Genomic DNA, 21,325 nt, shown 5'->3' with positions numbered 1-21,325 from the left:
CTAGGCTGATTTTTAACTGTAATTAATTAGATTGATTAATGAGTTTGCAATCAATCTACACTCTGATTACAGTCTGGGCATAATCCAAACACTTCCAAAGTGTGATCTATAACCGTATACCCATGAGATTCGGCGATCTTGTGAATCCAACCCTCATCATCAGGAGGCTCTATATCCACGGTTTTACCACACTTTTCACACACAAGATGGTGATGATGAGTATTCTCATCGCAAATGCGAAATAGTTGCTGTCCATTAAAACGAACAGTATCAACATCGCCACTTTGTGCAAGCATATTAAGCTGACGATACACTGTGGCTAAACCAATGATTTCACCATCTTCCACAAGCAGGCGATGCAGATTCTGTGCAGAAACAAAATTACGCGAAGCTCTTAAATGTTCAAGAACAGTTTCTTTTTGTTTAGTGTTTCTGCGTACTGGCTCACCAACCATTATTTAACCTTTTACCTTTCAAACTATTAAAAAATCTAATACTAGTCCAACAAACTATAACTATTTAAATTTTAAGACTAATACTAAATCTTTTAATCAAGCTCGTCATCCCAACAGCCAGTAGCATCTAATTCTGCAGCTTCTTTAACTGTGTCATCACACAAAACAGTAATATGACCCATTTTGCGATTTTTACGAACCTCAGCCTTTCCATAGTCATGAACATGCCATTCTGGATGCTCTAATATAAGAGAACGAGTAGGAGCAACATGTTGACCAAGAACATTAACCATCACTGCAGGAGAAAGCAGCTTAGGCTTTTTTAAAGGCCATCCAACAATACCGCGAATATGTGCTTCAAACTGATCCATATCGCAAGCTTCAATCGTGTAATGCCCAGAATTGTGAGGGCGAGGAGCAAGCTCGTTTACTACTACACGATTATCTTTAGTAATAAATAACTCAATGCCAAGCGTTCCAGCAAGCTCAAAACCTTTAGCCAGTTGAAGCGCTAAATCGTGTGCGGTCTCTTCTACAACAGGATCCACAACTGCAGGTGCGAGAGTCATATGAAGAATGCTATTGTGATGAACGTTTTTTACAAGAGGATAAGTCACAAAATCATTACCATTGCCGGAAACAAGAATTGAAGCTTCAAAAGCAAAGTCAACGAAACCTTCAAGAATAGACGGAGGGAATTTTCCTCCCCTATCGGAACGGTGGTGAATATTAGCAACATCTTCTTCAGTGCGAAGAACATCCTGACCATGACCATCATAGCCACCACGACGAGTCTTAAGAATAGCAGGCAAACCAATTTCTTCGATTGCTGCGTCTAAATCGTCAAGATTATTGACTTCACGCCATTTAGCTGTTTCAATGCCATGTTTATTAATAAACTCTTTTTCACAAACACGATCTTGTGTAACACGCAATAAATCTGTGCCCTGAGGAATAGCTGTTAAATGACGAATCTTATCTAACGCATCTGCGTTAACATTTTCAAACTCGTATGTAAGAACATCACAACGTTCAGCAAGCTCGCGCAAGCCTTCAGGATCATCATAATTTGCCTCAACCTGCAAATCTGCAACCTGAAATACTGGGCAATCAAGCGTTGGATCTAAAACTCCTATGCGGAATCCCATATGTCTAGCTGCAATAGCCATCATGCGTCCCAATTGACCGCCGCCAATAATTCCAATAGTGGCTCCTGGCATCAAACGCTCTACAGCACCATTAGTGACTTCAGATAAGCTCGGCATTAGATTCCTCAACCTTCTCTTTTAATTCTTGACGGTAATCTTCAAGTTCGTCTGCAAGACGATTATCTGTTGTGCTCAACATGCTTACTGCAAGCAAACCAGCATTTGTAGCTCCCGAGTTGCCCACAGCTGTTGTAGCAACAGGAATACCACCAGGCATTTGCACTATAGAAAGCAAAGAATCCCAGCCCGAAAGAGCATGGGATTTTACAGGAACACCAACAACTGGAAGAGTTGTTTGAGCAGCAATCATACCTGGTAAGTGTGCTGCTCCACCAGCGCCAGCAATAATTACGCGAAAACCATTTTTTCTAGCACTGTGAGCAAAATCTGCCATAAGTTCTGGAGTGCGATGTGCAGAAATAACTTTTTTCATATACGGCACTCTGAATCTTTCTAGGATTTCGCAGGCATGACGCATGGTTTCCCAATCACTTGAAGACCCCATAACAACTGCCACAATAGGCTTAGAATCTGACACTTCAGCCACAACAACCTCCCCGTGTATGCACTGATACGCAACTTCTGCGCAAAGGTTACGCACAGGTTTTACTTTACGCAGAAGCACGGAAAAATCGTTGATAATTAGTCTTTTATATTATTTTTTTGTTAACTGTTTGTTTTTGAGAACATATTTTATGTCTGCAGCAGCCGCCACATCGCTCGAATGTGTTACAACAATCACGCATTTTCCGTGTTTATGAGCTGCGTCTTTTAAGATTGATATAACTTCTTGTGTTGTATTTGGATCCAAGCTACCTGTTGGCTCATCGGCAAGAATAACAGGAGCAGAAGATACAAGCGCTCGCGCAATAGCCACTCGCTGCTGCTGCCCGCCAGAAAGCTTTGTTATATTTCTAGTTGATTCGTCTTCACTAAGTCCCAGTTCTTTAAGAATCTTGGAATCAGCATTTGAATTAACAAGACGCAAGTTTTCTACAGGAGTCAAGTAGTCGATTAGATTGAAATTCTGAAAAACTAAAGACACATGATTCTTGCGATGATTAGAATATCCACCATTCTTGGAAATATCTTGTCCATCAAACAATACTGTTCCTTTTGTTGGAGTATCTAATCCTGCTAGAAGAGATAGCATAGTGGATTTTCCAGCTCCAGATTGACCTGTAATACTGTATATTTTTCCAGATTCAAAATCCGCATTAACGTTTTTAAGAACAGGAATATTAGTTGCACCATAAGAATAATCAACGTTGTTAAGTTTTAATAAAGTAGTCATAATAAAACTCCAATATTTTCTAAATTTAATATTTAATACTTAATATTTGATACTTGTAAATTTTTAATTTTCTATCAGAATCCGAATCTTATTCTTAATAAAATCCAGTTAAATCCAATCTTCTAATTGATTCATCTTAATTATCTAAGAAAATCACCTCAGCTCATTGAGTTCAATACAAAACGAGGCTTTTTAAACATTATTGGCGCAAGAGCAATGCATAGAGATACAAACGCTATAGCAAATCCTATAAGAATAGCAAAAAATGTTTGTTTATTTGGAATCCAAGAAATGCTTAAGTCAGAAATTGTACTATTTGAGACATTAGCCAATAGCATTGATCCTACACTTGAAGATATTGCAGACCCAATTAGAATTGATGCAACTGAGCAGAAGGCTGTTATTATAAAAACTTCTATAATCATTTGCAAAGCTATTACAGACTTGTTCATACCAATTGACATTAGAACGCCAACTTCGTGAATCCTTCCTCGTACCCAAAATACAAGAACTAAACCAAGCACTATGATTCCAACTGCTGCAAGACACATTAAAATCATTGTTACTAGTTGCTTAACTGTTTTTACAGATTGAAGAACAGAGGCAAATCTTTGCGCATTATTTTCTACAGAAAGCATGCCATCGCCATCGTTTTTAGCGATTTTATTAGCTTCTTCTAAAGCTTTAGTTAGATTATTTGAATTTTGCATAACACACTTTATAGAACTGCGATTTTTACTTCCAGACAAGTAAAGAGCGGATTCTAAATCAGTTATTACGCGATTTTCGGAAGAATCAGAAGGAAGCGCACCTTTTGTTTGCATCTTGCCAGAAAAAATACCAACAACCTTAAGATTAATGCTTTTGCTGCCTTGTTTTAGTTTTAAAACAGACCCGAGTTTAAGATTATTTTGCTTAGCAAAAGACTTGTGAATTATTGCAGATTTTGCGCGCTTAAAGTCGCCAGGTGCCGAAGAATCAATATGATTACCTTCCTCAAGCTTATATAATCCTTCTTGAAACCCTTGTGATAACTGTGATCTAGTTGTTCCCGTTATTGAAACAAGCGAAAACATCTCATCATTGTCTAAACGCGGACCATTTATTTGCGATACAATTTTAGCGTTAACAGGATTTGCTAAAACATCTTTTTCTTCTGCAATGGTTTTTATTCCACTAATATTTTTAAATTTTGCAATAAGATTTTCTGGAATTCCTTCGTTTTTTTGCAAATCTTGAGGAATATCTTGCTGCGATTGATTAGAGGAATCGCTGGCGGAGTCACTGGCTGAATCGCCAGCAGAATCAGACTCTGGTAAAGTCTCTCCTCTAGTTTTTGCATAAACGCTAAAGCCTAAGCCAATATTGGAAGTTAATTGATTCTCTAGATTTTTTACAGAAGCAATAACACTCGATTGGCAAATAAGCGCACTAAGAACAACAGCAATAATCAACGCTAAAATAGCATTTCGTCTTGGTTTCCTAATTATAGCTAGCCAAGCTCTTTTTATAATTTGAGTCATTTTACCACCTACTTTTACAGCCACCTACTTTTGCATGCAAAGCAAATCTCTAGGAGACTTTCGCAAAATAGGCAGATAAGATAATGCAACTGCCACAACAATAACCATTAGAACCATTAATGACGATTGAATTAAGCAATCTAAGCTAACATGAACAGCAATCTTATCTAATGTTCTTGTTGCCATGCTCGACTCTAGGTTTCCTCCAGCTTGACCCATCGAACTAAGCTGCTGCGCAGCGGAATTTTTTACTGAACCTAATGCGCAATCACTAATCCAAGGAGATATTGCGCTTGCAAAACCATAACCTATTGCAATGGCTGGAATCGCAAGTAGCACAAGCTCAAAAAGCTGCTGCAACACAAGGGACGCCTTTCCTACACCAATTGAGGTTAGAACACCAATTTCTTTTCTACGCTCATTAATCCAAAGAATAAGAACTAATCCTAAAGCAATTACAGCAAACGCGCTTACTGCAATAACTGTTATGTTCATCATGGATTTTACGCCTTTTGCTGCGCCAATCATGCCTTGCACAAACTGGTCATCTCTAGTGATCTGATAGTTTTGCAAATCAATCGGAAGCTTAGACGCTTCTTCAATCACAGAATCTGCGTCCGCTCCTTTTTTAACCTTAAAACTTGCATCCTGGTATATCTCTTTTCCAGGCTTATATTTGTAAAGCTCTCTGGTTGTTTTCAAATCTGTATACACAGTATTTGCAGTTAATTCCGCACGTGTTGCAACTGGGCGATTATTAGCTCCGCCATAAATTCCAACTATGCGTGTTTTTACTTGCTCCGTAGAATGGTTAAGATTATCGGCGTCAAACGGGTTTGCTTTAAGCGTTAACGAATCGCCTAATTTTAAGCCATTTAGTTTTGCTAAATCTTCGTGGATTAAGGAAGCATGCTCATCTGATTCTTGCAAAGCTCTTCCTTTAACCATGTGAATTGATTTTGTTTTGAAAGCATTTAAGCCCTTAGAAGAGTTTGTTCCCTCTAAGTTTACAGCGTTTCCAAATTGCTTTTCTCTACGAGCATCGTAGTCTTGAACACCTTTGATTCTAGCTGCTTTTGCACCAACTAAATCGGCAGTAACATTTTGACGCAAAACATACGAATCAACATTTTTTAGTGACGCTATTTTTTTAACATCACTTGGTTTAACGGTTCCTGCTCCCCTAGGAGTTCCAGGATTTACTTGCGGATTATTTGCTAAAACAAAACTAGATTCTGCTTGTTCTTCTACTTTTTTGCCTTCTTTTTCTGCAGCAATCGCAACTGCAGAAGATGCCAGCAGAAGCGTTGAAATTAATGCTAATATTACAAACACTATTGCTGTTTTTACTCTTTTTCTCAAAACGTAGCGTATTGCGCGAGAAATAAATGTCATCGACTACCTTCCTCATTGAACACTTGTCATTGAAATTGTCTGTTACAAAATAGGTACAATAAGTACAATCTCGTAGCTTATATGATTTACCCTTATAAAAAGCTAAGAAAGAACTGTTGATTTTCTTTAAATATCTTAGAAAATTTTATGAAAATTACTGATTTAATCTAAAAAATATGCGCAATATTGTTATAATCATTTTAAATATTTTTAGTTGTCAAATGATTATAGAAGAAAATTACGCAAACAAACTATAAGTTTTACAAATTAAAACTTACTAGTCAAAAAAATTTATTTTGCATGATTTAACTAGAATTTTCATGATCATTTTGCAGGATTTGCATAGATAAAAGCGTGTAAAAGAAATAAGGCGCGCACATTGTATTACCAAAGCGCCCGCCTTAATTATTAAAAATAGTTTTTATTTATTTATAAACAAACCTAAATCGACCCAAATCTAACTAAAGCGCGGTACCGTGCTGATCGAGTCGCGGATTTTGCTTAGAGTTGCTAAAGCTAAAGAACAGCCCAAACACGCCCAAAGCAAACAACACTGCAACAGTTATAACAAGCACCATTGGCTGACTTGGCAGCCACATAATTACCAAGAACGCGAATGCAGAAAGCAAGAGAACAGCCCAAGAACACACGCCAATAACTTTGCGAACAGTATTCCAAGTATCATCTCCAGCCTTAGCTCGCTTAATATTACGAGTTAACTGTTCCTCTTGTTCTGTAACGCTAGAAGATGGCTTCCAACCGTCAACGCCGTTTTCTTGGAGCCTTCTTGAATGTTCTTGCAGATTGTATTCGTCAATCATTCCACCGCGACCGCGGCCATTCGTTTGATCGTATTGAGACGGGATTCCCCTACGACTCTGCCTGGCTTTTGCTCTACGCTCTTTGCGGTTTGCCATGATTGATTCCTTTCTGCATTGAATTTTCACACAATACGAATCATTTTAACGCATAACTAAGCCATTTTGGCACGCGTCAACAATTTTTTCGATTAATAAATCGTTTAATAAACGCCCTTTTCGAGTGGCAGCAATACGATTTTTGTTCAACACTGCCAAATCTTCTTTACACACTTCGATTAGCACTTTTTGCAAATAAGAATCGTCAAATTCGCAATTGGCTTTACGCATCTTTGTACACAATTCATCAATACTAAGCCCATCTCTAATGCGCAACCCAAGCATTACCTCTTCTATCAACGCATCCTCACTGTTTATACACTCGTAGTTTTGCCAAGGCACGTTTCCTGCATTAATCGCATGCGCCCAACGTTTTGGATGCAAAATATCCCAAGATCTAAGATTGTAAAACTTGCTTGAATCCGCCAAAAGAGCACAATCATCCATGCTTTGCTTGCTAATGCCGCTAACAGAATTGTAGTGAGAATGAGCCCCTGGGCCAATTCCTGCCCAATCAATGTTCTTCCAATATCCAAGATTATGTTGAGACTCAAAACCAGTGCGCGCCCAGTTAGAAATCTCATACCACTTTAAGCCAGCAGAATTAAAAAGACTATCTGCCAACTCGTATTTTGCAGCTTCATCATCGTCATCTGGCGCGTGAATTGTGCCAGCAGCAATTTGGCGACCCATTTTTGTGCGCGGCTCTACTGTTAGCGCATACGCGGAAACGTGGTTAACGCCCAGGCTCAAAGCCATTTCTACCGACTTTCGCCAATCGTCTAGACTCTCCCCTGGAGCTCCATAAATCAAATCAACGCTTGAGCGCAAACCACAAGCATTCGCTGCTTTAACTCCGCGCTCTACGTTTTCTGGAGTATGCGTGCGGTCAAGCGTTTTTAGCACATGCGGCACAGCCGATTGCATTCCAAAAGATATTCGTGTAAATCCACCTTCTGCAAGCGTCTCAATATAAGACTCATCTGCAGTGTCTGGATTTGCTTCTGTAGTTATTTCCGCGCCAGGCATAATGCCCCACAAGTTACGTATTTCTTGCAAAATTCGCACTAAATCTTGCGCTTTAAGAACGGTCGGAGTGCCGCCACCAAAGAAAACAGATTGCGCTTTAGGCTCGAAAATCCCGTGAAATTCCTGCCACTTTTTTACAAGACGCATCTCACGAATCGCAACATCCGCGTACCCTTCACGACTCGCACCTTCGCCCAAATCACGAGCAGTATACGTATTAAAATCGCAATAACCGCAGCGTCGCAAGCAAAACGGCACGTGCACGTAAACTTCAAAAGGCATGCTTTTAGTTTGCATAGCTGATTTATTTAATTCAGCATCCAACTCTAAACTCATCCTTCAGACTTTTGCGCTGCACGAATCTTATCTTTAGTGTCTCTATCGTTTGCGCCATCATCCGTAGCCAAAGCCGCAACAAACGCTTCTTGAGGAACTTCAACATGTCCAAGCATCTTCATGCGCTTCTTACCAGCCTTCTGCTTTTCAAGAAGCTTACGTTTACGCGTAATATCGCCGCCGTAGCATTTAGCAAGCACGTCTTTTCTAAGCGCACTAATAGTTTCGCGAGCAATAATACGCGAGCCAATTGCAGCCTGAATTGGAATCTCAAACTGTTGGCGAGGAATAAGTCCGCGAAGCTTCTTAGTCATCATAACGCCGTAAGAATAAGCCTTATCGCGATGCACGATGGCGCTAAAAGCGTCAACCTTATCTCCCTGAATAAGAATATCAACCTTCACTAAATCTGCAGCTTGCTCGCCATCTTCGTGGTAGTCAAGAGAAGCATAACCTTTTGTGCGGCTTTTAAGCTGATCAAAGAAGTCAAAAACGATTTCCGCAAGAGGAATCCTGTAATGCATTTCCACGCGGTCTGCACTAATATATTCCATTGTGCCCATTTCCCCACGATGATCTTGGCACAAGTCCATAATCGCGCCAATAAAATCTTTAGGCGCAATAATGTCGGCAGCAACCATTGGCTCAATAATGCGCTTGATTTTGCCTTCTGGGAACTCGCTAGGATTAGTCACATGATGCTCGGTGCCGTCTTCGCTTGTAACATCGTAAGTTACGTTTGGAGCAGTTGAAATAAGATCTAATCCAAATTCTCGGCTTAAGCGCTCGGAAACAATCTCCATGTGCAACAAACCTAAGAATCCGCAACGGAAACCAAATCCCAACGCAACCGACGTTTCTGGCTCGTAAATAAGAGCAGCATCGTTAAGTTTTAGCTTATCGAGAGCATCTCTTAGCTCTGGGAATTGCGCGTTATCTATTGGGAATAAGCCAGCGTAAACCATAGGCTTAGGGTCTCTGTAGCCTTCCAAAGGCTCAGATGCGGGATTTACAGCGCTAGTAATAGTGTCGCCAACTTTAGATTGACTCACGTCTTTTGCGCCTGTAATTACGTAGCCGACTTCTCCAGCTCCAAGCGCCTTGGTTGGAGCCATATCTGGGCTAATAACGCCGATTTCAATAGGATCATGCGTCATGCCAATGCCCATCATATGCAATTTTTCACGCGATTTAAGCTCGCCATCAACCATACGAATATATGTGACGATTCCGCGATACGAATCGTAGACTGAGTCAAAAATAAGCGCACGAGCAGCGCCATTAGGATTTCCATTAGGAGATGGCACTTCCAGCACGATTTGGTCGAGAAGATCTTTTACACCTTCGCCAGTTTTCCCAGAAACACGCAAAACTTCATTAGGCTTGCAACCAATTAATCCAGCTATTTCTTCCGCATGCTTGTCTGGCTCCGCACTAGGCAAATCGATTTTGTTTAATACAGGAATAATCGTTAAATCATGTTCGATTGCCATATAAAGGTTAGAAAGCGTCTGCGCTTCAATACCTTGAGTGGCATCCACAAGCAAAACCGCACCCTCGCATGCTGCAAGCGCACGCGAAACTTCGTAAGTAAAATCAACGTGACCAGGAGTATCAATCATGCCAAGCGAGTACTCTTTACCGTCAAAAGTCCACGGCACGCGAACAGCCTGCGATTTAATAGTGATTCCGCGCTCTTGCTCAATATCCATGCGATCCAAGAAACGGTCTCGCATCTCACGTTCTGGCACAATTCCAGAAAGCTGCAAAATGCGATCCGCTACAGTAGACTTGCCGTGATCTATATGCGCAATAATGCAGAAGTTGCGTATCAACGATTGATCCGTAAATCCTGGCTGGTTATGCGGTGTAATCAAAGCAAATATCTCCTTTTAAGACACAATGAATATATAGTATAATGTGCATCAAGCACTGTAACTCATTAATGGTAGCAACTTGACTACCCTAGTCCAAGAAGATAAGAACAGCAAGTTATGCACTTAATTACATTTAATGCATGCAGTAAGCATTATGGTGATTAATATTCGTGAAAATTAGTGGTTTTATCCAAGAATCATGCTATGCTTACCCTTTGTATGTCCTTGATATAGCAAACGTCGTTTGGAGTAATAGTGGCAAACATTAAGTCGCAGAAAAAGCGCGTGCTCACCAATGAGAAGGCACACAAGCGTAACGTGGCAGTGAAGTCTGCTTTGAAGACTGCTATCCGCGCTACTCGTGAAGCCATCGCTGCTGGTGACAAGGCTGCAGCTGAAGCTGCATTCGCAGTGGCTGCTAAGAAGCTTGACAAGGCTGCAGGTCGTGGTGTGATTCATAAGAATCAGGCTGCAAACCGTAAGTCTGGTCTTGCTTTGGCAATCAACGCTCTTTAAAATAGTCGCATTAGATTGCGATCTTAATTAGAGTTTGAAAAATCTCCGTTATCATTTGTTTACATTTGGTAACGGAGATTTTCTGTATACTAGAACATTTTTATATAGAAAAACAAGAATCGTTCAAGAATAAATAAAGTAATATCAAACAGTAATATGCATTTTGAATTGAATATCACAATACTTTGGTGTATAAACAGCAGCACCAAAGGCTATTATTGAACCAAAAGAGTCCTTAACAATGGATTCAACTGCAAGAGATGGAGTTTTATCTTCAACCTGTAAAACTTTTGCCATGGTTCCACATAGTTGCTCAACATGAACAGACAAATCATTTTCACAAAGCTTTACAGCGTAATCGCTTTCTAGAAACTCTGCTAAAGATTTTTTCGTAAAATCATGAGTCAAAACTTTTGGAAATCTTGAAGCTTCAAGATAAACTACACTGTAATTAGACAAAACGTCATCAACGTACTTTAATCGTTTAACACAAATCAGATCAATTGACTCATCTAAACCAAGCTTATAAGCAGCAGATTCATCTTTAACTACATCATTTTGAATAACTTTGATTCGTATATGTTCTTTGCTTTCAGAATAATTCTGGTAAAAGCCTTGAACCTGGTCTGATATAACTTCACGGTTAACACTGTGAATAACATCTCTTGCTCTAAAAGTTCCTTTGCCTTGTATTCTTACAAGCAGACCTTCCAATATCAGATTATCAACTGCATGTCTAAGAGTAATTCGGCTAACGTTGTATTGCTTACACAATTCTACTTCTGGAGGAAGCTGTTCGTCTGGCTCCATTAAGTCAATGCGTTTCCTAAGATTGTCTCGCACGGCAATATATTTAGGTACACCTTCGGTCACAATCCACTCTCCAAATAGTAATTTTCTTTTAAAAGCTATTAAAAAAAAAATCTTAAAAAATGAAGCTTTTAAGAAAATTTTTACAAATTTGCTTTCAAAACACACAACAGTTACATAGTATCAGTATATTATGCCAATATACGATTAAGGCGTGCCTATACTACAAAAGGCTACAATCTTAAATTATTGATTAAAGTTGCTATTTAATCGCAAATTCAAGATCATAACCTTTTAGACTTATCGTTTCTATTTTTAATTGTGATTTAAGTTTAATTTCTACAATAACTCTTCACAATTGTATTAGTTTTCAATTGCATATTTGACTTTACTATTTTCTCTGCGCGTCAACAATATTGAAGACGCGTAGAAAAGAACATAAGATATTACAACTGCAATAATACTTACGATTTTGCCTCCTGCAACATTCGTGTAACCAAGAAAAACTCCAGTTACACCAAAATCAGCGTCTGAATAAGTGGAGTTTGCAGAACCAAGATTACCCAAAACAGGCAAAAGAAGTAACGGCAAGAATGTAATAACAATACCATTAACAAAACCGCCTACAACGCAGCCTCTTCTACCAGCTTGGCCGTTACTAAATACGCCAGTAACACCACCAGCCATAAAGTGAGCAACAATTCCTGGAATAACAACTGTTGTGCCAGCCAAAGCCATAATAACCATTCCAACAATTCCGCCAGCAAAGCTTGCCAAGAATCCAATAAGAACAGCGTTTGGAGCAAAACCAAAAGTCATAGGAGCATCCAATGCTGGTTTAGCGTTTTTAACGAGTTTTTCGGATATTCCCTTAAATGCTGGAACAATCTCATCTAAAACAACCTGTACGCCTGCAAGAATAATGAAAACGCCTGCAGAGAACATTGCAGCCTTAAGAATAACAAACACAATAAAGTTTTGCCCATTAGATAAATGCGATTCAATATATTGCGGCCCCGCAAAAAGTGCTACAACAGCGTAGATAATTGCCATTGAAAGTGCAATGAGAACAGTTGTATCTTTTAAGAATCCAAGAGCAGCTGGGAACTTAATATCTTCAGTAGACTTAGACGGATGCTTTTTAGAAGCTGTAAGTTTTGCAATCAAAGTTCCAATAAGAACTCCACTACTCGTAGGATGTCCAAGTGCAACATCATCTTTGCCGGAGGCAGTGCGCATAAATGACTGAACCAATGCTGGAGAAATCGTAATAAGTAGACCTTGAGCGAATGATCCGAGAATAATAACGGTTAGAGTATTAAAACCTGCGACATTGAAGATTACTGCGAGCATACTTGCCATATAGAATGCAACGTGACCAGTTAAGTAAATGAACTTAAATCTAGATGTTATTGATAAAACAATGTTAACAATCATTCCAAAGAAGAAGATTAATGCTGCTTCTGATCCATACTTCATAAGAACTGTACCGATTATAGCTTCATTATTTGGTACTACGCCTTGAACATGGAACGCATATTGGAACATGCTCCCAAAAGGATTTAGTGCTTCAGTGACTACTCCAGATCCGGCTGCCAATACTAAGAAACCAATCATTGTACGAATAGAGCCTTGTACTATGTCGGAAATCTTTTTGCCTTGTACTGCAAGACCAATTAGAGAAATCATTGCAACTATTACAGATGGTTGTCTAAAAACATCTAGCAGTATAGACAGAACACCGTTCATAGTTCTCTCCTTATATATTTTTATTAATATGTGAGCTGATTTTGGCATGCATAATTTACAAAATTACAAGAGAGAAAATGTAATTAATGCCAAAAGTCTTTTGCCCAAACTTAACTTAGTGCAAGAAGCCATAATAATGGATAAGCCAAGACATAAATTTGTTATAATGTTATATTCAATTTTTGATGATTTTCGTATATATTTTAAATAAAATGAAAATTATTAAGCATAATTGCGATTTAATAGAAAATAATACAACAAAATCGCAAATAATCTGAAATTTACTAGCATTTCATTGCAGAATAACGTAAAAATATGTGAAAATAATCACAATAATTGCAATAAAAGACACACCCACAATGCAAAAATCACGCAAAAAGCCAGAAAAACACTACTCAATAATCCAAGCTAAACCAATCAAAACAGCCAAGAAAAGAAGATTCACAATTGTGTACATAAGCAAATAGCGACCCTTATTATGAGGATACTTATGCGTAATACTCTTGTATGAAATCAAAGATGCCATAGACGCAATAAGCGTTCCCATACCGCCAAGATTAGTACCAATAATAAGCATCTTCCACTGGTCGCAGAAGCCTGAAAGTAAGATAGTAGTTGGAACATTACTAATCATTTGACTAGAAACAACCGAAACTTCCATAGGATGAGAGCCAACCCACATTTGTGCAATCTCGGTAAATCCTGGGACCCTACGCATGTTTCCAATAAAAATAAAGAACATTATAAATGTAAGAGGCAAAGCCCAGTCTAGAGCGCGGAACACATGCGAATCGCAAATAATAAAGGCAATAACAACTGCCAAAACCATAATCCAGTCTGGAATCCAGCCAGCTACTCCACACAAGCACAAAACAAATAAAAGACTATAAACAATAACTCGCCATTGAGTAAAACCAACACCGTAACCCATAACGCGAATCTCATCTGGTTTAGGTGATTTAGAGTGCGGAGCCAAGACACTTTGTTCAATGTCATCTCCATGCAAGCCCTCAAATTGATCGACTTTTCTAGAGCTAAAGAACACAAACGCAAACGCAATCATAAGAATCGCAGCAGTAAGCGTGTACGGAGCCATAATGGAAAGAAATCCACCAGTAGACATTCTAGTAAGCGCTTTAAGATACAAATTGTGCGCATTGCCAATAGGAGTTAGCATACTTCCAACGTTTGCACCAATCGTCATTAAAGTCACAACAAGAATTGCGTGCTTTTCTGCATTCGCCATCATCAAAACAGAAATCGCAAAAGGAACAAAAGTTACAAGTGCAACATCATTAGTTATAAGCATCGCTGAGAAAAACGTTAGAGACATAAGAACCAGAACTAATCCGCGCTCAGTCCTAACTCTTCTAAGAAGATTCGCGCCAATGCTTCTAAAAACGCCTATTCGTTGGAATCCGCAAACAACCATCATTAAGCAAACAAGTTGAGAAATAGTGTTTACGTGAATGTAGCTAAAATATTGCGCATCTGGTGGAACGAAAAAGCAAGAAATAACAGCTAAAACGGCGGCCACAATAAGGATGGTTTCACACTTGACCAAATTCAGAAGCCAGCGCCTCATCGTTCCTCCGTGACAAAAATACACAACTCGTTCAATTGTATAAGAAACCCAATCCAAAGGGGCAAAAATTCCCGACAAAATCGTTGAAATAACAAGGCATATTGTCTTAAAAGAGCTTTAGTTTTGCCACAAAGCGAATAGGCAAAAATCCGCCCATTTTTATGACACGCGCAAAATGGGCGCATGTCGTAGAAGACTATATTATAAATGGAAAAGAAGTCTTGAAGTTTAAGCTTAAAGGCTGAAACAACTTAAAGCAAAAGCGAGAAGCGCAATTATGGCAAACGAAGAATTGCAGAAAACAAAACAAAACAATCATAAAAGAAACACAGCAGATTTGGTTGTAGAATGCCTTGTAAATGAAGGCGTTGAAGTTGTTTTTGGAATCCCAGGCGAAGAAAATATTCCGCTTTTAGAAGCAATTGAACGAAATGGAAACATACGCTTTGTGCTTACTCGCCACGAGCAAGGCGCAGGTTTTATGGCCGCAACTTATGCTCATATTACTGGAAAGCCAGGCGTGTGCTTAGCAACGCTTGGACCTGGAGCATTAAATCTTACTCTTCCAGTGGCTCAGGCAAACGCAAGCACGACCCCGCTTGTTGCAATATGCGCTCAAGGAAACGTATCTCGTCTTTATAAAGAATCTCACCAAATCATTGATTTGGTGTCATTGTTCCAACCGATCACTCAGTGGTCTTCGATGATGTTAGCTCCAAGCACTGCTCCAGAAATAGTTCGTAAAGCTTTCTCAATCGCTCAAAGAAAGCGTCCAGGAGCAACCTGCCTTGTAATCCCAGAAGACATTAGCGAAATGAGCGTTCCAGAAAACGCAAAGCCACTTCCACTTCCAAGACCTCTGCACATCCTTCCCGCTCCAGATACTATTGACGAAGCTGCTAAAATCATTAGCCAAGCAAAAACGCCGATTATTCTTGCAGGAAACGGAGTTGCACGAAGCCATGCTCAAGATCAGCTACGCGCTTTTGCAGAACAGCTTAATGTTCCAGTTGCAACAACATTTGAAGGCAAAGGCGTGTTCCCAGATAATCACCCTAATGCTCTTGGCGTAGTCGGATTCATGCATAGGGATTATGAGAATTTTGCTTTCGATACAGCAGATTTGATTATTGCTGTTGGATTCTCTATACAACAGTTTGACCCTAAGAAGATTAATCCAAATATTGACAAGACTATTATTCACATAAACACATTTGTTGAAGACACAGACGCACACTACCCTACTGCCCTAAACATTATGGCAGATATTGGTCAGACTCTTAAAACTCTTACAAATGTTCTTAAGGATAGAAACATTACTTTTGATGTAACTCACCCAAAGATTCGTCAAATGATTACAGACGAGCTACGTTCGTTTGAAAACGATAACAGTATTCCTATGAAACCACAGCGTGTTGTATACGACACTAGGCGCGCTGTTCCAGAAGGAACCAAGGTTCTTGTAGATACGGGCGCTTTAAAAATGTGGATGGCAAGGCTTTACCCAACAATGCATCCAAATACGTGCATTATAGACAACAGCCTTTCTACAATGGCTTGGACTTTGCCTGGAGCTGTTGGAGCATCGTTTATTAAAGATAATAGTGGAAAAATCAACACAAAGCCTGTTCTTGCTGTTATGGGCGACGGCAGCTTTATGATGAATGTTCAAGAGATTGAAACCGCTGTTCGCGTGGGTTCTAGAATGGTTGTTCTAGTTTGGGAAGACAACGCTTACGGATTGATTAAGTGGAAGATGGACTTACACGCTGGAGAACACGAATACGTTGATTTTACTAATCCAAATGTTCCAAAATTGGCAGAAAGCTTTGGAGCTAGAGGCCATGTCGTACAAAAGCCAGAAGACTTATACAACATGCTTAAAGAAGCTTTGGAACAAGAAAGCGGCGTTGACGTTATAGCTTGCCCAGTGGATTATAGCGAAAACATGAAGCTTATTGAAAAGCTTGGAGACATTGATTTTGGCAACTAGGTTGATTGTGACAACTATAGTGCTAATTGCATAAGAAGAATCTCCGCACTTGCATTAATTCAGTTATCATCTGCCAATTTAAAGATAGTTAAAGGTAGTTTTCTGAAGAATAAATGCAATGCGGAGATTTTTATAATACTTTTACAACACGGTTTAAATATTTAATTTTCCTCCTTTGCTTTATCGTCGTAGCATCTGCCAATAAGAGCTGCTCCTAACGCACCAAAGAACACTTCTTGATCTGCAATCACTACACGATCGGATATTTTTAGTGAGGACAAAAATAACGATTTTTGTTCAAGTCTACAAATATATTCTTTTACGCCTTGTAATAAAATTGCTCCTGTTTTACTCACTCCTCCACCAATAACAATAATCTCTGGATCAAAAGTAACTGTAATAATCTGTAGTGCACTAACTAAGGTAGAAATGAACTTATTCCATACTTTTTCAGCTTCTTTATTTTTAGCAGAAACATTGCGCAGCAAAGACGCAATAGGATACTCATTCTTTGCTGGCCAAAGTTTAGATAAACCAGTTCCAGAGATTATTGTTTCTACACATCCACGCTGCCCACATGGGCAATCCCTGCCCTGCGTATCAGCAACTATATGACCTATTTCTCCAGCCACACCAGTGGAGCCGTGGAAAATAGAGCCATTAATAATAATTCCCGCAGAAACTCCAGTACCTAAATTCAAAAACACTAAACTACTAGAATCAGAACCATAATAATTATATGCACCGAATGCTGCAGCATTAACATCATTATCTATTACAGAATTCAATCCAAAACGTTTACGTATTTCAGTCTTAAAATCTATACTATGAGATCCCAAATTTACTGATTCAGATACTTGCCCAGTATGTTGATTAACTAAACCAGGCACACCAATTCCTATAGTGAATTTAGTATCATTGCCATATTTTAGGATAATTTGATTAATCACTTCAGAAATAAGCTTGCACACTTCATCGATGATCTCTACTTCACCTTGCTTGGTAGAAACTTGAGAATGCGCAATCAGTTCATTATTAGCATTGAAAGCTGCACATAATACTTTTGTTCCACCTACATCTACCCCTATGCTTATATGCGACGGTGTGCTGGGCGTCATAATAAACTCCTTAGAAAAATACTTCTGCTTTGAAGTTGAACCCTATTAAACCAATTAAGTACAATTATTGCACTAAAAGATAAAAATGCAAGACTATCTAATATATTTAATAAAAACATTGAAAAATAAAGGAATCTATAGCCCTAATATTTCATATATAAAAAAATAAAATTAGAAAATATTTTACAAAAACATGTTTTAGTATATATTCCAAACTATATATTTATCTGATAGAATATCATGTATAAAACAATGGGCATTAAAAGTGGAACGACGACATGAGCATAAAAACAATAGCGAAGCCAATGATTAATCAATTAATGACAGTGTCTCAAAAAACCATACCTGCCGACGCAAGAATAAATAACAGAATGCTAATATTCAACTATTTATTCCCAAAACAAATACTTTCTAGAGCTATGCTCGTAAGAAAAACAAAATTATCAAAAGCATCTATTTCAACCGTCGTGTACGAAATGCTTGAAGACCACATATTAGTAGAAAGTGGTCAAGAGTCAAAAATAGAAAGAGGTAAAAAAGGTACACTACTCGAAGTAGACGCAAACTATTGGAACATTATAACTATAGATCTTTCACAGCCTTGTCTCATACAAGGCGCTGTTGTTAATCTGTGCGGAGATATATTAAAAAGATCGGAAATATCGTTATATAAAAGCACAGATGCGAACTGTGAAAAAATCATAGAAGTTTGCAAAACTCTAATAAATAATTCAAATAATCACATACTAGGAATAGGAATTGCTGTACCTGGAATTGTAGACGATGAAGGAAGAGTAGTTCGCTCATCGAATCTTCAGTGGGAAAATATAAACATCAAAGAAGAGTTGATTAAGCATTTTAATTGTCCAATTATCGTTGATCATGACACGAATAGCGCATTACTAGCCGAAAGATTCTTCGGCAACGGCGTACCAAATACAATATTTATACAGTTATCGTTAGGTGTTGGCGCATCAATATTAATAAATGATGCTATTATCACTGGAATAAATAATTCTGCAGGAGAAATTGGTCATATTACAGTAGATCCGCAAGGACCAGATTGTTCATGCGGCAAAAAAGGATGTTTAGAAACATATATTTCCGCGGAAACACTGCATAGAAAAATGTTTACATCAAATAGAAAACCAGAAGATATATTAGCAGAGGCAGGTAATTATTTAGGAAAAGCTCTCACAACAACAATTAATCTTTTAGACCTAACAGACGTGGTAATTTATGGACCATCCGACATTGTAAATAAGGTATTTATAAGCTCTACAGAAAAAGCAATACAAGAATATGGTCCATACAGTCCAAAACATCCTTGTACAGTAAGAAGATGCACTTGCAACAATGACATAACTCTTATAGGAGAATGTATATCAGTAATTCAAAATAGAATCATGAATCTCTAAGATATAAAAAGCAAAGAAGCAATCAACAAAAAATTAATGTAAAAACTAGTAGCAAAGAAGCACAAAATGAAAATCGACAATTCAAATACCGAAATAATACCTTCACCACAAAACATATCAATATACGCAAAAGATACTATTACGCTTCCACAATCAAGTCATATTAGTTTCATAAATATTAAACCAGACTTAAGAATAACTACAGCAGCAAAACAGCTATGTGAAGATTTGAAAAACAATCACAATTGCAACTGGAGCATTAGCTACTCAGAAGGATATAAAAGCGCTATATCGGCAGCTATTAACAAAAATCTACGTATTCAAGAATATAAAATTTCATCTAAAATCTCGACCAATCAAACACTTATAAGCATAGAAGCTGGGAGCATAGCGAGTATATGCTTTGCAATACAAACTATAAGACAACTAATTATGCAATATGGTCTAATACTGCCATCATTACAAATTCAAGACTTTCCAGAAATACCTGTAAGAGCATATTCTTATGATGTTTCAAGAGGAAGAGTGCCAAAACTTTCATGGTTAAAAACTTTAGTAGACCAGTTAAGTCTATACAAATATAATCAACTTCAACTATACGTAGAACATGTTATCGATTTAGATGACACAATTGAATCCTGGATTGGACATTCACCATTAACTTGTAGTGAGATTATCGATCTAGATGAATACTGCTATGCAAGAGGAATAGAACTCGTTCCAACACTTGCAACTTTTGGACACATGTATGAAATACTAAGAAGTAACTCATATAAACAGCTTGGTGAATTCCCAGAACAATCAGAAAGACCCTTCAGTTTTGTTGAAAGAATGATGCATCATACTCTAAATCCCACTAATCCTAACACTATACCGTTTATATCTAAAAGGATTAAAGATTATGCATCACTATTTAAATCTAATAAGTTTAATATTGGCGCCGATGAGACCTTTGACCTTGGATGCGGTGAAAGTAAAAATGTTGCTGAAAAAATAGGAGTGGCAAATCTTTATTTGTCCTATATTAAAAAGCTATGTGAAAAATTACACGAATTAGATTTGCAGCCAATAATGTATGCTGATATTGCAATAAAACACCCAGAGTTATTAGCTGATATTCCAAAAAATGTTATTTTTGCAAATTGGGATTACTCGGCAAACGTGAATGAAAACAATATAAAACTAATAAAAAGTCAGAATCGCGATCAATACGTATGCCCTGGCACACAATCTTGGAATAGGCTTATACCAGATTTTGACTCTGCTATAAGTAACATATCCAAAACATGTGAATATGGGCACAAAAATCATGTATTAGGATTTTTGTTAACTGATTGGGGAGATTATGGACATATAAACGATCCAATACTCTCACTTCCGTATGTAATAATATCATCGGAATATGCTTGGAAATCTAATAATATTGCAAAAAAAGATTTAATAAACAAGGTAAGTAATGTATTTGCTAACAGAACAAACTCAAACTTACTTAACATTATTAAACAAGCGTCTCATGCACAAGCATTCAGCTGGTCTGACGCTGTACAATTCAAAGAACTTGAATACAATAACGAAAATATAGCAAACGAGGATGTACTATTTTCATTAGGATATACAAAAAACACTTCCCTAGAACAAGCAAGAAGACGATTCTTAAATGAAAGAGAAGCACAAATATTAAATGCTAAAGAATATAATCGCACTCTATCAGAATGCTCAAAGAGCATCTACGATATAAATGCTTGCAGCGAAAATATAAACTGTGAAAATATAAACAAAGATTTTATAAGCACTAGCATTTTAAACATTCAAGGTCAACAACTGCTCAACCAATTAGGGTTGTACATACTAAACCAGAGATTTACTCTAGCTGAAGCAAAATCTTTTAAAACAAATTTGAACGAATGGTTCACACAATATCAAAATCGTTGGGAATCAATAGGTAAAACGGCAGACTTGTACAGGATACGAGAAGTATTGGATTGGTATATAAAAATACTAGGGATGTGAGAAAAGTATATTTACTGGACATATACGCATTAAATATAAATACGACCGAGAAAGTTTATGAATAACAATAAACAAACCCGGTCGTATTTAAA

At 38.0% G+C, this 21,325-nt stretch carries 17 protein-coding genes; 4 read left to right on the top strand and 13 right to left on the bottom strand.

The window, feature by feature from the left end:
- Positions 1–50 precede the first annotated feature (50 nt).
- The 9 genes from P0106_RS02290 to lepA all read right to left on the bottom strand — a co-directional run bounded on the left by P0106_RS02290 (position 51) and on the right by lepA (position 10,034).
- Positions 51–455, bottom strand: a complete 405-nt coding sequence (locus P0106_RS02290; protein WP_004113597.1) for a Fur family transcriptional regulator — start codon at positions 453–455, stop codon at positions 51–53.
- 92 nt (positions 456–547) lie between these two features.
- The gene (purK, locus tag P0106_RS02285; protein ID WP_246979183.1) at positions 548–1,720 is read right to left on the bottom strand and encodes a 5-(carboxyamino)imidazole ribonucleotide synthase; all 1,173 of its coding nucleotides are present in this window, start codon (positions 1,718–1,720) and stop codon (positions 548–550) included.
- Positions 1,704–2,168, bottom strand: a complete 465-nt coding sequence (gene purE, locus P0106_RS02280) for a 5-(carboxyamino)imidazole ribonucleotide mutase (protein ID WP_217430555.1) — start codon at positions 2,166–2,168, stop codon at positions 1,704–1,706. Before purE ends, purK begins: the two co-directional genes overlap by 17 nt.
- Positions 2,169–2,318: 150 nt before the next feature.
- Positions 2,319–2,957, bottom strand: coding sequence for an ABC transporter ATP-binding protein (locus tag P0106_RS02275; protein ID WP_004113588.1), 639 nt, complete (start codon positions 2,955–2,957; stop codon positions 2,319–2,321).
- A gap of 158 nt (positions 2,958–3,115) precedes the next feature.
- Positions 3,116–4,480, bottom strand: a complete 1,365-nt coding sequence (locus P0106_RS02270; protein ID WP_473730385.1) for an ABC transporter permease — start codon at positions 4,478–4,480, stop codon at positions 3,116–3,118.
- Positions 4,481–4,504: 24 nt separating this feature from the next.
- Entirely contained in the window at positions 4,505–5,875 is a 1,371-nt protein-coding gene (locus P0106_RS02265) for an ABC transporter permease (protein WP_473730384.1), read from the bottom strand.
- 461 nt (positions 5,876–6,336) lie between these two features.
- Positions 6,337–6,792 (bottom strand): tripartite tricarboxylate transporter TctB family protein, encoded by a 456-nt coding sequence (locus P0106_RS02260; RefSeq protein ID WP_004117747.1) that lies wholly within the window; start codon positions 6,790–6,792, stop codon positions 6,337–6,339.
- 45 nt (positions 6,793–6,837) lie between these two features.
- Positions 6,838–8,157 carry a radical SAM family heme chaperone HemW gene (hemW, locus tag P0106_RS02255; RefSeq protein WP_101886487.1) on the bottom strand — a complete coding sequence of 440 codons (1,320 nt, stop codon included), beginning with the start codon at positions 8,155–8,157 and terminating at the stop codon, positions 6,838–6,840.
- Positions 8,154–10,034 (bottom strand): translation elongation factor 4, encoded by a 1,881-nt coding sequence (gene lepA / locus P0106_RS02250; RefSeq protein WP_473730383.1) that lies wholly within the window; start codon positions 10,032–10,034, stop codon positions 8,154–8,156. The genes hemW and lepA overlap by 4 nt, the downstream gene beginning before the upstream one ends.
- A 255-nt stretch (positions 10,035–10,289) precedes the next feature.
- Between lepA and rpsT the strand changes: the two genes are divergently transcribed.
- Positions 10,290–10,550: a 30S ribosomal protein S20 gene (gene rpsT, locus P0106_RS02245; RefSeq protein WP_004113577.1), complete on the top strand. Its 261-nt coding sequence runs from the start codon at positions 10,290–10,292 to the stop codon at positions 10,548–10,550.
- A 144-nt stretch (positions 10,551–10,694) separates the two neighbouring features.
- On the opposite strand, the gene P0106_RS02240 is transcribed toward rpsT, so the two are convergent.
- The 3 genes from P0106_RS02240 to P0106_RS02230 form a co-directional block, all read right to left on the bottom strand.
- A complete protein-coding gene (locus P0106_RS02240; RefSeq protein ID WP_004114987.1) occupies positions 10,695–11,423 on the bottom strand; it encodes a GntR family transcriptional regulator in 729 nt (242 codons plus the stop codon).
- Between the two features lie 300 nt (positions 11,424–11,723).
- Positions 11,724–13,109 (bottom strand): PTS ascorbate transporter subunit IIC, encoded by a 1,386-nt coding sequence (locus tag P0106_RS02235; RefSeq protein WP_004113572.1) that lies wholly within the window; start codon positions 13,107–13,109, stop codon positions 11,724–11,726.
- A 391-nt stretch (positions 13,110–13,500) separates the two neighbouring features.
- A complete protein-coding gene (locus P0106_RS02230) occupies positions 13,501–14,694 on the bottom strand; it encodes an SLC13 family permease (RefSeq protein ID WP_004113569.1) in 1,194 nt (397 codons plus the stop codon).
- Positions 14,695–14,971: 277 nt separating this feature from the next.
- Between P0106_RS02230 and P0106_RS02225 the strand changes: the two genes are divergently transcribed.
- Positions 14,972–16,687 carry an acetolactate synthase large subunit gene (locus P0106_RS02225; RefSeq protein WP_473730382.1) on the top strand — a complete coding sequence of 572 codons (1,716 nt, stop codon included), beginning with the start codon at positions 14,972–14,974 and terminating at the stop codon, positions 16,685–16,687.
- 161 nt (positions 16,688–16,848) lie between these two features.
- On the opposite strand, the gene P0106_RS02220 is transcribed toward P0106_RS02225, so the two are convergent.
- Entirely contained in the window at positions 16,849–17,805 is a 957-nt protein-coding gene (locus tag P0106_RS02220; protein ID WP_473730381.1) for an ROK family protein, read from the bottom strand.
- Between the two features lie 278 nt (positions 17,806–18,083).
- Here P0106_RS02220 and P0106_RS02215 point away from each other — a divergent pair, with 278 nt between their 5' ends.
- The gene (locus P0106_RS02215) at positions 18,084–19,223 is read left to right on the top strand and encodes an ROK family protein (protein ID WP_004114978.1); all 1,140 of its coding nucleotides are present in this window, start codon (positions 18,084–18,086) and stop codon (positions 19,221–19,223) included.
- Between the two features lie 66 nt (positions 19,224–19,289).
- Positions 19,290–21,233 (top strand): beta-N-acetylhexosaminidase, encoded by a 1,944-nt coding sequence (locus P0106_RS02210; RefSeq protein ID WP_248898762.1) that lies wholly within the window; start codon positions 19,290–19,292, stop codon positions 21,231–21,233.
- The last annotated feature ends 92 nt before the right edge of the window (positions 21,234–21,325 follow it).

The sequence above is a fragment of the Gardnerella sp. c11Ua_71 genome, assembly GCF_055818025.1.
Note: the sequence above shows the minus strand (reverse complement) of the source record. Positions and strands in the feature narration are given on the sequence as shown.

Bases quoted from the DNA above. Each gene is read 5' to 3' on its own strand.
- P0106_RS02290 (WP_004113597.1), bottom strand. From the start codon at position 455: ATGGTTGGTGAGCCAGTACGCAGAAACACTAAACAAAAAGAAACTGTT.
- purK (WP_246979183.1), bottom strand. From the start codon at position 1,720: ATGCCGAGCTTATCTGAAGTCACTAATGGTGCTGTAGAGCGTTTGATG.
- purE (WP_217430555.1), bottom strand. From the start codon at position 2,168: ATGGGGTCTTCAAGTGATTGGGAAACCATGCGTCATGCCTGCGAAATC.
- P0106_RS02275 (WP_004113588.1), bottom strand. From the start codon at position 2,957: ATGACTACTTTATTAAAACTTAACAACGTTGATTATTCTTATGGTGCA.
- P0106_RS02270 (WP_473730385.1), bottom strand. From the start codon at position 4,480: ATGACTCAAATTATAAAAAGAGCTTGGCTAGCTATAATTAGGAAACCA.
- P0106_RS02265 (WP_473730384.1), bottom strand. From the start codon at position 5,875: ATGACATTTATTTCTCGCGCAATACGCTACGTTTTGAGAAAAAGAGTA.
- P0106_RS02260 (WP_004117747.1), bottom strand. From the start codon at position 6,792: ATGGCAAACCGCAAAGAGCGTAGAGCAAAAGCCAGGCAGAGTCGTAGG.
- hemW (WP_101886487.1), bottom strand. From the start codon at position 8,157: ATGAGTTTAGAGTTGGATGCTGAATTAAATAAATCAGCTATGCAAACT.
- P0106_RS02235 (WP_004113572.1), bottom strand. From the start codon at position 13,109: ATGAACGGTGTTCTGTCTATACTGCTAGATGTTTTTAGACAACCATCT.
- P0106_RS02230 (WP_004113569.1), bottom strand. From the start codon at position 14,694: ATGAGGCGCTGGCTTCTGAATTTGGTCAAGTGTGAAACCATCCTTATT.
- P0106_RS02225 (WP_473730382.1), top strand. From the start codon at position 14,972: ATGGCAAACGAAGAATTGCAGAAAACAAAACAAAACAATCATAAAAGA.
- P0106_RS02220 (WP_473730381.1), bottom strand. From the start codon at position 17,805: ATGACGCCCAGCACACCGTCGCATATAAGCATAGGGGTAGATGTAGGT.
- P0106_RS02215 (WP_004114978.1), top strand. From the start codon at position 18,084: ATGAGCATAAAAACAATAGCGAAGCCAATGATTAATCAATTAATGACA.
- P0106_RS02210 (WP_248898762.1), top strand. From the start codon at position 19,290: ATGAAAATCGACAATTCAAATACCGAAATAATACCTTCACCACAAAAC.